We start from the raw sequence: 12,351 nt of genomic DNA on the forward strand, positions 1-12,351 counted from the left end.
AGTGGAATCGCTTCTGCTATCTGGTGGAGGAAAAGGAGGCGGAGTGGCCCCAGCAGGACTGATGTAAGGTTCGGCCGCAGGAAATAGTTCGTCTACCGTAAAGGTTGGGCCTGAAAGGGCACCATGAATGTGACGCCCATGATCCCCTTGCGATGGAAAGGCGAGCTTGCCTCAAAAAAGGGGTGACCCCAAGTAACCTTCATCTTCTTTCCCCTTGAGCTTCTTCCTGCTTTCCTACGCTGGTATTATCCAGGTCAGGTTCTGAGGGTTGTCACTTTCGCGACTCTCAGTCTCAGGGTTCTCTTTCAAGCTACCCTTCAACACCCCTAACAGTTTACACTCTCGGCGACTTTCCGATGAGATTTCTTGGGGCCATCTAAACTCTATCCTTTCTCCAGCTTGCAGGTCAAGAAGATAATTTTCACAAGCAAAGAAATATCAAATGAGGGATATGCTGCCTCTGCTCAGGAGGCCGTAACTTTGATTATTACCAAGGTGGCGTCGTCTTCTAACGGTCGTCCTCCTCGGAAACGATGCAGCTTTTCAAAAATGGCCTCCAGGATCTCTTCGGCACCAGCACCAGTGTTTTCGCCAATGATTTCATAAATGGAATTCTTCCCGAACATCCTGCCCTTGCAGTCACGGGCCTCCCATATTCCATCAGTACCCAGTATGATGATTTGTCCCTCTTTCAAACCGGACCTTGTATTTTCTTTGTACTGCCACTGGGCATCTACGCCAAGCGCAATGCCATCTCCGGAGAGTTCCTCGAAGCCTGCCTTTTCTGGATCATACAAGATGGCCGGGTCATGTCCGGCACGTACCCAATGCAGAGTTCTGTTTGGCCGGTCGAGCATGAGATAAAACAGGGTCATAAATTGCCCTGAGTCATTAACATCAAGCGTCAGGTGCCGGTTTACATCGGAAACAATGTCCTCGGCGGTTCCGCCGGTGGCAAAGCGTTGCCGGAGGAAAGCTCGTGCCGTAGCCATCAGAATCGTTGAGGCTATGCCGTGGCCCGAGACATCGCCTATGACAACTGCAACCTTTTCCTGCCAGGTTTCGTCACCAGTCAGAAAATCATAGTAGTCTCCACCCGTTTCCTCACAGGAGATGCTTCGCATTGCAATATCAAACCCTTTTACTAGAGGAGCGGTTCTTGGCATAAGATCATTCTGGACTTCTCTGGCGAGGGCTAGAGAAGTGCGCGTCCTGTTTATATAGTTGTGGTGAGTGACGATCTCTTCATATTGTTCAATGCCTTTGGTTATGGCTTCAGCTAATGCATTCGTAGGGCACGGCTTAAGGAGAAACCTGAAAACATTTCCATCATTGATTGCCTGGATAACTGCTGGTAGATCAGCATGTCCTGTGAGCATTATGCGAATGGTATGAGGAGCAATTTTCTTCACGCGGGAAAAAAACTCTATCCCATGCATTTCGGGCATCTGAAAGTCAGAGACAATAACATCGTAGGGTCCATTCGCTGCGACAAGCTTCAGGCCTTCTTTGCCACTTAATGCTGTGTCGATGTGAAATTGCTTTCTGAACTTGCGCTTAATTGCGGCAAGTATGTCAGCGTCATCATCTACCAGAAGGACCCTATTTGCCATCATTTTTTCAGTTACTGGCAGTTCATCGAAAGATTGATCAAAGTTGAAAGGTACTGCGTTGGCTCTTGAAGCATACTGCAAGGTGTAGTAGAGATTTCATCTTCTACTCTTTTCCCATGTTGGCGCAAGCAGACAACATACAGTTGCTCTGATACTTATTAATTCTAAAAAGGCTTTTCTCTTTCAAGGTAAACACAAATTATGAAGAAGATTCTGTTTGTTATTTATTTGATGTGATCAAGTAATTTGCCGTAATCTTCTCCATCGTCATCATCTATGATGATTGTTCCACTGTCGTCAGTCTCAACCGCAGTAATACCAGGATATTCTTTTTCCAGGTTTTTGAGAAATATAGACTGACGTCTTACGGTTTTTAAAAGCAACTTATTTTCAGCTTTGAGTTTTTTCTGCTGCAGTGCCTGACGGATTGTTACTGCGAGATCAACATCATTCCAGGGTTTTGAAAAAAAACGGTAAATTTGCCCTTCGTTGATAGCTTGCATTGCGGCATCAAGACTTGCGTGTCCAGTTAACATGATCCTGATGGTATCAGGATAATCTAGAGAAACAATGCTGAGCAATTCCGATCCTGACATACCTGGCATCTTATCGTCAGAGATGACAACATCAATGGCTTCACGATCGAGAATGCTCAGAGCCTGGTTGGCGGAACTGGCAGTGAGGATCTCATATGGCTCCTTGCGGAGCACACGTTTCAACCCTTCGGTAACATGAGGTTCGTCGTCAACAATGAGAACTTTGTGACTCATCTTTTCCTTTCTCCTGTTGATGGCGCAGCTGAAAAGGTTTCTCTCAGACTTCTAACTGCGATAGTCCCCAGAATTAGTTTTTGAAGCTCAATACCTCCTGAAAATTTCTTCGGACACTAGTCCGTTAAGCAAAGATCATGCCTTTATACATCCCGCCTCGGAGGCTCTCATTTTCTGACTTTTTGAGGGTCTTTATTGACTTTTACATTAGTGTCTTTCCAATTTGTGCCTGTACGGGCCATTAAGCGACGTGGCAGCGGGAATGCCAGTGGCCAGTGAAATATCCCCCAGATTTGTATGCTGGCAAGTGGCTAAGCTAGCAACGATGTCTTATGAATCACCCCTTGGAGTGACTGCGGCCGTGGATATGGTTATCCTTCCGGTCATCTTCGCGTCTCGAACTCTGCCCACGTACTGTTCAAGTACCTCTTTAGTCCTGTCCGGGGACAGTGCGGGACGGTATTTCGGTGGGACGCCCATCTTGACGGTCTCGCAACGCCAATTCATGAAATATCCGAACTAGAGTATCTATATAATATTATGTGGGTAATTGGCATTATTCTTGAATGATGTTTTGCTGGATAATTTGGCAAAAACACGCTTTCTTGATGAGCTGCAACTGGAAAACTAATCCTATTTTGTCAACAAAAGAAGTCAAATGAGGTGCCCGAAATGGTGAATATACTGATAGTGGATGATGAAGAGCCGATCCGTCGTTTGCTGCAGAGAATCCTGGAAAAAAATGAAGGATACTGCTGCACTCAGGCAGCGAATGCAGCAGAAGCTCGCGCACGCCTCCAGGACGAACAATTCGAACTGGTCCTCACTGACGTGAACATGCCAGGTGAAACCGGCTTGGATCTCACGCGCTATATTCAGGCAAATCATCCCGATACTGCAGTAATCATTGTTTCTGTAATGGACGAGCGTACCTTTACTGAAGAGGCTTTGGAGCTGGGGATCTATGGCTACATCGTCAAACCATTTGACCCCAGATCAGTGGCAATTAATGTTGCCAACGCTATGCGCCGCAGAAAACTGGAGATCGAAAACCGAGCCCATCGCCAAAGACTGGAACAGTTGATTCAAGAACGAACCAAGCTTTTGAAGAGTACGCAGCATACTCTGGAAAAAACAGAAGTTGATCTGCGTGAGAAAGAAAAGGAATATGCTCTATTGCTAAAAGCTCTACCTGGCTTTGTATATAAAGGCTATCCGGACTGGTCTGTCCACTTCATTGATGACAGGGTCGAGGGGCTCACCGGGTACAGCCGCGGTGAGTTCAATTCCAACCGACTAAAATGGTCCGACATAATACTGGAGAAAGACCTGCCAGCTGCGAGAGACTGCCTTGTCAGGGCAATGAAGAACAGCAAATCTTTTGTGCGAGAATATCGCATCAAGACCAAAACAGGGCGCATTGTGTGGATAGAGGACAGGGGGCAGATACTGTGTGATAACACCGGAAGAATTGAGCATATTAGTGGTGTCTTTTTCGACATCACGGATCACAAGATTGCCGAAAATGCTGTCGCTCTCGCCAAAGAAGAATGGGAGAGAACATTCGATGCTGTGCCAGATCTTATCATGATAGTCGATAAAGAATTTCGCATTAAACGCGTGAACAAAGCCATGGCCGATGTGCTGCGAATCAAACCAGAAGAGGCAGTAGATTTACTTTGCTACAAGGCGGTGCATCAGACTGACGAACCAATCCCGGGCTGTCCCCACCATCGAACCCTGATGGACGGGAAGGATCATGTGCGAGAAGTGGTGGGAGAACGGTGCGGCCGTAATTTTCTTGTCAGTACGTCTCCCCTGCATGATCCAGGAGGCAAACTGATCGGAAGTGTACATGTTGCCAGAGACATAACTGCAGTAAAAAGGGCGGAGAGAGAACTGAGAGCCGCTCATGCGGAAATGGAGCAGCTGATCGCTTCTATATCTTCTATTCTTATTAGCATTGATAGGGAAAATCGAATCAGCCGTTGGAACAAGGCGGCAGAGGAGGTCTTCGGTAGCGAAGCACAAGAGGTTCTCGGCCGGCGACTGGACCAGTGCACCATCCAATGGCAATGGCAGAAGGTGGGTGACAACCTTTTAAGATGCCGCAATGAAAAAACAGCTATTCAGCTGAACGACATTGAATTCACCAGGAAAGACGGCAGGGTAGGTTTTCTGCGGATGTCCCTCAATCCAATAACCGGAGCAAACAACCGACATGAAGGTATCCTTATCTTGGCTAGGGATATTACCGACCGCCGCCAACTGGAAAGTCAGCTCGCTCAAGCACAAAAACTGGAATCTATTGGCCAGCTGGCTGCGGGCATTGCGCATGAGATCAACACCCCTACCCAGTATGTGGGTGATAATATACGTTTCCTGGAGGAGGCCTTTGACGACTTAGGTATGCTGCTGGCGAAGCACCATGAGCTGATAGAGCAGATCAACAAAGGCGAGCCCGTGGACAAGACAGTGCAAGATATAAAGGCCGCAGCTGTTGAAATAGATGTGGATTACCTGCTGGAAGAAGTTCCAAAAGCCATCGCGCAGAGCCTCGAAGGTGTGGAACGAGTGGCCAAAATCGTACAGGCGATGAAGGAATTCTCACACCCCGGTTCAACGGAAAAAACCTATATAGATGTGAATAAAGCAATTGAAAGCACCATCACTATAGCACGGAACGAATGGAAGTATGTGGCTGAGGTAACAACAGAATTCGATCCGACATTGCCACCGGTTCCATGCTTGCCCAATGAGTTCAACCAGGTAATACTCAACATTATCATCAACGCCGCCCACGCCATTGCCGACTCGGTCGGCAAGGATACGGGAAAAAAGGGATGCATCACTTTCACTACGAGGCGCAAAGGACCGTGGTGTGAGGTGGCCATCAAAGACACCGGAACCGGTATTCCTGAAGAGATCAAGTCGAAAATCTTCGATCCATTTTTTACCACCAAGGAAGTAGGCAAAGGAACAGGCCAGGGTTTGGCGATCGCCCATTCTGTCATTGTTGACAAACATGGGGGCACCATTTCCTGCGAGTCAAGGGTAGGCAAGGGTACCACCTTCACCATCAGGCTTCCGCTCGAGAAGTAGTTGCCTCAGGAGAGGTGGAAAATGAAAAAACGCATTCTATTTGTAGACGACGAACCGAGAGTGCTCCAGGCTCTTCAGAGAATGCTCAGAACCATGCGTCACGAATGGGATATGGCGTTTGCAACGAGCGGCAGGGAAGCACTGGACATTCTGAGCAAGACACCGTTTGATGTATTGGTCTCAGACATGCGGATGCCGGAGATGGACGGGGCCCAGCTGTTGGACGAAGTAGCGAAGCACTATCCCGGAACAGTCCGTATTGTGCTCTCCGGTCATTCAGCTCAGGAGATGGTACTGAGGTCTGTGAAGCACGCCCATCAGTACCTATCCAAACCCTGTGATGCAGAAACACTAAAAGCCACCGTCGGCCGGGCGACTGCCCTATGCAATTTCTTAAACGACAATGGTCTCAGAGAGGCGATCTCTCGGTTGGACTCACTTCCCAGCCTTCCTTCTCTCTACTTGGAGCTTGTGGAACATTTGCAGTCACCAGATGCATCGGTGCGGGGGATTGGAGACATTATTTCCAGGGATCCCGGCATGACCGCTAAGATTCTCCAACTGGTAAACTCAGCTTTCTTCGGACTGCGTCGCGAGATTTCCAGTCCCGCCCAAGCGGTGACCCTGCTGGGAGTTGAGACGGTAAAGGACCTTGTGCTAGCGGTGCAGGTCTTTTCCCGATTTGACGGCAAAGGTCTTCCCGAGAACTTTCTCAATACGCTCTGGAGTCATAGCCTAGCCACCGGAGTTATGGCAAGAACCATTGCCAAAACCGAAAGCGACGACCAGAGCGCAGTCGACAATGCCTTTACCGCGGGGCTGCTTCACGATGTGGGCAAACTGGTGCTTGGGGTAAATTTCCCAGCTGAATACGGGGAGATCAAAAGCCGGATAGAGCATGGCGACTGTCAACCGTGTGAGGTAGAGAACAAAGTTCTCGGTACAACTCATGAAAAGGCGGGGGCATACCTGGTACAACTGTGGGGCTTGCCTGCCTCCATTGTCGAGGCAATCGCTTTCCATCACTTCCCAGGCAAGTCTCTGGTGGAAGGCTTTCATCCCCTGGTGACAGTACATGTTGCCAACTGTTTCGAACACGATAACGCATCAGCGACAACCAAGAAAAGCAGCTACATTGATACTGGGTATCTCGAGCAGATCGGCTTGCTCGAGCGAATTCCAGAGTGGCGGAGTAAATGCAGTCAAATTATTGGAGAAGTGAAGGCTAATGAGTGATAAGATCCTTTTCGTGGATGATGAAGTGAACGTTCTGGCCGGTTATCAACGGCAGTTGCGCAAGCTGTTCAAAGTAGATACTGCTTCCAACGGCAGTGAAGGCCTGAAGAAAGTTGCCGAACAGGGACCGTATTCGGTAATTGTGAGCGATTTTAGAATGCCAGTAATGGATGGCGTGCAATTTCTATCCAGGGCAAAGGAGATTGCTCCCGATAGTGTCCGCATGATGTTAACCGGATACGCCGATATTGATACTGCCATCGAAGCAGTGAATGCTGGCAATATTTTTCGCTTATTGACCAAACCATGTACGCCAGAGGGCCTGGTTGATGCAATTAATGCAGGAGTCAGGCAGTACCGGCTCATTCATGCTGAACGGGATCTCCTGGAGAAAACCCTCCATGGCAGCATAAGAGTTCTTACTGAGGTTCTTGCCCTTCTCAATCCGGAGGCATTTGGTCGAGCTTCGAGAATAAGCCGTTATGTCAAGGAGGTGGCGGTAGAGCTAAGAGTTGAGGATTCCTGGCAACTCGAGACCGCCGCAATGCTTTCACAGATCGGCTGCATCACCTTGCCGGAAGAGACGCTAAGAAAGCTCTACCAAGGTAAACAATTGAGTGATGACGAAAGGCAACTATTTGTAACTCATCCCTCAGTTGCATCGGACCTGATCCGGAAGATTCCCAGGATGGAAGAAATTGCCGAGGTCGTGGCTTATCAGGAAAAGCACTTTGATGGCAGTGGCAGTCCAGACAACGGGCTCAAGGCTGAGGCAATACCCCTGGGGGCAAGAATCCTCAAGGTTGTTCTGGATTTTGACCTTCTGGAAGCGGCCGGCATTGAAAAAACGGAGGCACTCCGTCAACTGAGAGCGCGTCCGGGTTGGTATGACCCGGCGATCTTGCAGGCTTTGGATCGGGTGATCAAGATTGAGCGCGGTTACGAGAGCCGGAGTATTACTCTGGCGGAGCTCAAAGAGGGCATGTTGATGGCTGAGGAACTCCGGAGTCTGGACGGGCGTTTATTGATAGGCCGAGGTCACACAGTAACTCAACCTCTTATTGAACGTCTGAAAAACGTTGCTCAGAGAAGCGGTATTAAAGAACCGTTTCAGGTCTTCGTGCCGGTTGCTTGCAAACAAAAGGATGGTTGAAGCACAACAGTACAGTGAAATAGGCGGTGACATGTCTCACGTCACATCTTCCAATGGTTGGTCCAGAACGCTTCGAATGGCCCTGGCTATTTCGCGCATGAGGAGAGGTTTTCTGACAACGGCCCGAACATTGGCAGGTCTGGCTCTCCGCCGCGTAAACACGTCGCTGAAGCCGGTGCAGAGGATGATGCCAATGTCACTTCTGATCTGGCCAAGTTCTGTCGCCAGTTGGTCTCCCGTTATCTGGGGCATAGTTGTATCTGCGATAACCAGGTCAAAGTCGCCGGGTCGAGCTCGAAACAACTCGAGGGCCTCCAGACCACTTGTTCTGATGGTCACTTCATAACCAAGATGTTCCAGCATCTCCTTGCCCAACCTGGCCAATACTTCCTCATCATCAATAAAAAGGATACGTTCGTTGCCGGTGGGGATAGGTTCAATTCTGTCTGCCTCCGGTTTTTCCCCTCCCTTCATTGTCGGCAGATAGATGTCGAAGGAGCTACCCTTTCCCGGTTCACTGGAGACCTCAATAACCCCACCGAGACTCGTTACAATTCCGTGTACTACTGCCAACCCTAAACCGGTTCCTTCCCCTTTTTCTTTGGTAGTGAAATAGGGCTCGAAAATCCGCTGCAAAACCTCCGGTGGCATTCCATGGCCGGTGTCGCTTACCGCCAGGTGCAAATATGGCCCGGGTTCCACGCCTGGGTATTTGCTTGTAGATGTAGCATCCAGATCCACATTGGTCAGACGCACTTCCAACACGCCTCTCTCTTCACCCATGGCATGGCTGGCATTGGTGCAAAGATTCATCAGCACCTGGTGGATCTGGGTTGGATCTGCGAACACTGTATCCAGGCTTGCTTCAATCTGTTGACGGATCTCAATTGTCACAGGCAAGGTGGCCCGGAGAAACTTGATAACCTCTTTCACAAGAGGAGTGACCTTTACAGGCCTTTTCTCTTCTTCTCTCTGGCGACTAAAGAGAAGGATCTGGTTTACGAGATCCCGGGCCCTAAGTCCTGCATTTCGCACTTCATGCAAATCTGCTTGCAAGCCACTGCCTTCTTCTGCACTCAGTAATGCCATTTCGGTGTAGCCTAAAATGGCCGAAAGAATATTATTAAAGTCGTGGGCGATGCCGCCAGCAAGCGTACCTATAGCCTCCATCTTTTGCGCCTGCCGAAGCTGCTTTTCCAGTGCGACCTCGTGCGTCACGTCACGTTTGACCCCCACATAGTGGGTGATTTCGCCAGAGGCATTCTTGATAGGGGAGATTGTTGCATCCTCCTCGTAGAGGCTGCCATCCTTCTTCTTGTTTATGAAGTGTCCGTGCCAATCCATACCACTGGTGAGCACATCCCACATTTCTTTGTAGAACTGCTCACCATGCTTACCACTCTTGAGTATTCGGGGGTTTTCACCAATAACCTCCTCACGTGCATAGCCGGTTATGCGTTCGAATGCCGGGTTGACATACTCAATCGTACCTGTGCTGTCGGTAATGACAATAGACTCAGCAGCCTCCTCTACAGCAGCGGCCAACAGGGCGTTCGATTTTTCTGTTCTCTGCCGAACTTTCTCCAGTTCCAAGGTATGGAGGGCGAAAGCAATGTCATCAGCAACCTCTTGAAAGAGATTTCGCTCTTCTACATTTTGGAGAAGTTCTTTGGGGGCGGAAACACACAAGAAGCCGTAAAGGTGTCCTTGGTGATTCAGCCGGACAGTTAGCGCTCCTCTACCCCGATAGGAGTCGGCTAGAGGGCAGTGGTTGCACTCTTGTACTACATCTTCTGTAATCACAACCTCAGAGGACGAAAAAGCCCTGCGGATGCAGGGAACAACATGGCCTTGTGCTAGTCTTTTTGCCAGCGACTGAAAGGTCTTACTCTGTCCCGCCTCAGCTGTTGCCACCAGCTGAGAGGATTCATCCAGTAGAGCAATCCAGGCGTTGTGATAGCCGCGAGTCTCAATGAGGCTGCTGCAGATGCCTTGGAGCAATCTGTCAAGGTTTTTTTCCTTGACAATAAGCTGATTCACTTGGCGGATGGCTGCAAGCACGCGGTTCAGGTGCTCAATTTTTTCTTCGTTCGCTCTCCGTTCGGTCACGTCCTGGATTGCTAACAGAATCATTTCCGTCTTATTGGCTTTTTTATAAAGTCGGCGGGCACTTAACAGCATGGTACGTGGCCCGATAGTCTCGAAGGCCTGTTTGACCTCAAGGTCCTCAAAAGAGGTGTTTCCCGGCAGTATCTTTTCTAGCAGTTGGCGTAGCGCAGGGATGTCCCACTCCCGGTTGCCCAGTTCATAGATGAGTTTTCCAAGGCTGTCACCGGCAGTCAGCTTGAATGCTTGGTAAAAAGCTTTGTTGGCAAAGATCACTCGAAGATTTACATCGAGTACCAGGAGAGGTTCACGTATAGTCTCCACGATGCTCTCAGCTAGTTGGGCAGATTCCAATGTGAGTCCACCATGCTTTTGCTGGAGTTCTTCTGTAGAGCCCTGCTCGGCTGGTCGCCGGCGCTGCGAGGCGTGTTTGTCCAGGAATTGTTTTTCAATATTGGTGCTGTCTTTCATCTGGCAGCCTTTCCATGCAGGTGCCACTGCAGGTGTGTGTCACTTGCCACTCATTGTTCCATTGAATATTGGGCGGAGGCGAGTGCGCTTAAGGTACGATTCCAGGGAACAGGCGCCTTTCCACTCGGGAGAGCATATCGTCAGTCTCCAGACTGACCCAAAGCCTCTCTTCGGCCTTGCAACTCGCTGAGATTACCAATCGAGCAGCTTATGCCACGGCAAGGCTTTAGCTGTCGACTGGGAGTCAAACTGCCCCGACGCAGGTCCCAATGGTATTGTAATCTTGCCACAAGTACTGAGGAAAATACAGGTGGTTTAATGGTAGGTCTTACCTGCCTTTCACCGTCCGCTTTAGAATAAGCCGAACATACGCAGTTATTTATTGCGCCAAGGTTGAGAGGTAGGTGGTTAAATTCACGTTTTTTTTCTTGAGTCCAAGCTTGGATCTGATCTTTTTGCGGTGAAAAGACACGGTATCTTCCGAAATGCAAAGTATATCTGCAATAGCCGCACTGTCTTTGCCGTTTCTCACGAGACTGGCCACCTGGAGTTCTCTCGGAGTGAGGCCAAAAGACTTGGAAGACAGTCTACTGACAAATTGAGAAGTAATTTCAGAAAGGTGCGACATCGCTATATTTACGTACGCCTTCTGTTCCGTTGTAAGTTCCGTATCCTTCAGTTTTTCCAAGTATGGCAAGACCAGCATTTGCACACTAATTTGGACGCTTTTCTGCAGTCTCTCGCTTTTCTCCTCGCCATGACGGAGTAAGACCTCTAGAGCAGTGTTGGCATCCTGGAGAGCGCGAGCTTGTTCCCTGAGCTTCTTTTCTTTTGCCAAAAGAGCTTCTTCCACTTGCCTGCGTTCAGTAATATCTGAGGCAATGCCAACCAGCATAGCAACACGGCCATCAGCATCTATGATGGGTGCAATTCGGTTTTCGTAATAAAGAGTTTTCCCACTCTCGGTATGCACTCGTTCAACATACCAAGTAGCACAACCGGAGTTGATCACTTGTTCTTCCACATGGTGCCAGAACTCCCTGGTGGGTTTGTCGACGCATTGTAAATCAAGAGTTTTTGTGCCGATCTCCTTTCTGAATTTACGAGGTGATGCCTGGTTGTAAGCTACGCGGCGATGGTTTCGATCGATCACAAAAGAGAATGTTGGAATGTGGTCAAAAAGGGTCTCGAATTTCCTCTCGTTTGCTCTCAAGTCTGCTTGAAGTCCCTTGAGGTCATTTTGCTGGTGCTCCAGCCGCTCCAACCCAGGGAGGGATTGCTCGGCGCACTGTTCAATATAACGCTCTAACCTGGAGCGGATTTTCTGAACAAGCACCTCAATTTTCGTCAGGTTCGCTTTCCAGACGTCGAATTCAGCAGCGAGGTCCTCTAAAGAGGCGAGTTCTTTTAAGGGTTGTTTCCCGGTCTTATTCAAGTTTTCCACCAGTTTCTTCTCCATTGACAGCACACGGTGGCTAACTTCGAGGCGTATGGTACTCAGTAGTCGCAGAGAAATGACAATGGTTTTGCGTGGTTGTTCGGCGCCTAGATGTGCAGGGAGTATAACTCGAAGTTTGTATTTATGCAAGAAAAAATGACACTTATCGCCTTTAGCACCCTACTTCATCAATCGCACTCTGGCAGTTTTGTTCAAGTCGCTGGAATAAAAGGTTTTGCCAGAAAATACCAAGGACTGTCCTTTCTTTTTCCAAAAAAAGCAACCTAGATAAAGTTGAGGTGTAATGATAGAAAGTTAGGACAAATGATATCTTATCTACCGCTTGCTTGAAAAAGGAGGGATTGGTCTATTGCTTCTCGTTGCTTATCAAGTGGATTTGGGCGCCAGCAGCCTGTCTATTTTAGACCTCACCATCATTTTGAGAATACTAGTGGGTCTCAG

At 48.9% G+C, this 12,351-nt stretch carries 7 protein-coding genes and 1 riboswitch; of the genes, 3 read left to right on the forward strand and 4 right to left on the reverse strand.

Annotated elements, in window-relative coordinates; all coding sequences use genetic code 11:
- Nucleotides 1-214 precede the first annotated feature (214 nt).
- Nucleotides 215-338: riboswitch (TPP riboswitch) on the reverse strand.
- Between the two features lie 126 nt (nucleotides 339-464).
- Both JRI89_14295 and JRI89_14300 read right to left on the reverse strand, forming a co-directional pair.
- A complete protein-coding gene (locus JRI89_14295; protein MBW2072411.1) occupies nucleotides 465-1,616 on the reverse strand; it encodes a SpoIIE family protein phosphatase in 1,152 nt (383 codons plus the stop codon).
- 221 nt (nucleotides 1,617-1,837) lie between these two features.
- A complete protein-coding gene (locus tag JRI89_14300; protein ID MBW2072412.1) occupies nucleotides 1,838-2,383 on the reverse strand; it encodes a response regulator in 546 nt (181 codons plus the stop codon).
- Between the two features lie 672 nt (nucleotides 2,384-3,055).
- Between JRI89_14300 and JRI89_14305 the strand changes: the two genes are divergently transcribed.
- From JRI89_14305 to JRI89_14315, 3 genes are read left to right on the forward strand one after another with little or no spacing between them, the layout of a single operon-like run.
- A complete protein-coding gene (locus tag JRI89_14305) occupies nucleotides 3,056-5,485 on the forward strand; it encodes a PAS domain S-box protein (protein MBW2072413.1) in 2,430 nt (809 codons plus the stop codon).
- Nucleotides 5,486-5,506: 21 nt separating this feature from the next.
- The gene (locus JRI89_14310; protein MBW2072414.1) at nucleotides 5,507-6,721 is read left to right on the forward strand and encodes an HDOD domain-containing protein; all 1,215 of its coding nucleotides are present in this window, start codon (nucleotides 5,507-5,509) and stop codon (nucleotides 6,719-6,721) included.
- Nucleotides 6,714-7,874, forward strand: coding sequence for a response regulator (locus tag JRI89_14315; GenBank protein ID MBW2072415.1), 1,161 nt, complete (start codon nucleotides 6,714-6,716; stop codon nucleotides 7,872-7,874). Before JRI89_14310 ends, JRI89_14315 begins: the two co-directional genes overlap by 8 nt.
- Before the next feature lie 36 nt (nucleotides 7,875-7,910).
- Here JRI89_14315 and JRI89_14320 read toward each other — a convergent pair whose 3' ends face one another.
- Nucleotides 7,911-10,451 carry a PAS domain S-box protein gene (locus JRI89_14320; GenBank protein ID MBW2072416.1) on the reverse strand — a complete coding sequence of 847 codons (2,541 nt, stop codon included), beginning with the start codon at nucleotides 10,449-10,451 and terminating at the stop codon, nucleotides 7,911-7,913.
- 379 nt (nucleotides 10,452-10,830) lie between these two features.
- On the reverse strand, nucleotides 10,831-11,895 hold the full coding sequence (locus JRI89_14325) for a PAS domain S-box protein (protein ID MBW2072417.1): 1,065 nt from the start codon (nucleotides 11,893-11,895) through the stop codon (nucleotides 10,831-10,833).
- Nucleotides 11,896-12,351 lie beyond the last annotated feature (456 nt).

The organism is Deltaproteobacteria bacterium (assembly GCA_019309045.1).
Taxonomy (GTDB): domain Bacteria; phylum Desulfobacterota; class Syntrophobacteria; order BM002; family BM002; genus JAFDGZ01.

What these genes read in the sequence shown, in the direction of transcription:
- JRI89_14295 (MBW2072411.1), bottom strand. Translation starts at nt 1,616, where the DNA reads ATGATGGCAAATAGGGTCCTTCTGGTAGATGATGACGCTGACATACTT.
- JRI89_14300 (MBW2072412.1), bottom strand. Translation starts at nt 2,383, where the DNA reads ATGAGTCACAAAGTTCTCATTGTTGACGACGAACCTCATGTTACCGAA.
- JRI89_14305 (MBW2072413.1), top strand. Translation starts at nt 3,056, where the DNA reads ATGGTGAATATACTGATAGTGGATGATGAAGAGCCGATCCGTCGTTTG.
- JRI89_14310 (MBW2072414.1), top strand. Translation starts at nt 5,507, where the DNA reads ATGAAAAAACGCATTCTATTTGTAGACGACGAACCGAGAGTGCTCCAG.
- JRI89_14315 (MBW2072415.1), top strand. Translation starts at nt 6,714, where the DNA reads ATGAGTGATAAGATCCTTTTCGTGGATGATGAAGTGAACGTTCTGGCC.
- JRI89_14320 (MBW2072416.1), bottom strand. Translation starts at nt 10,451, where the DNA reads ATGAAAGACAGCACCAATATTGAAAAACAATTCCTGGACAAACACGCC.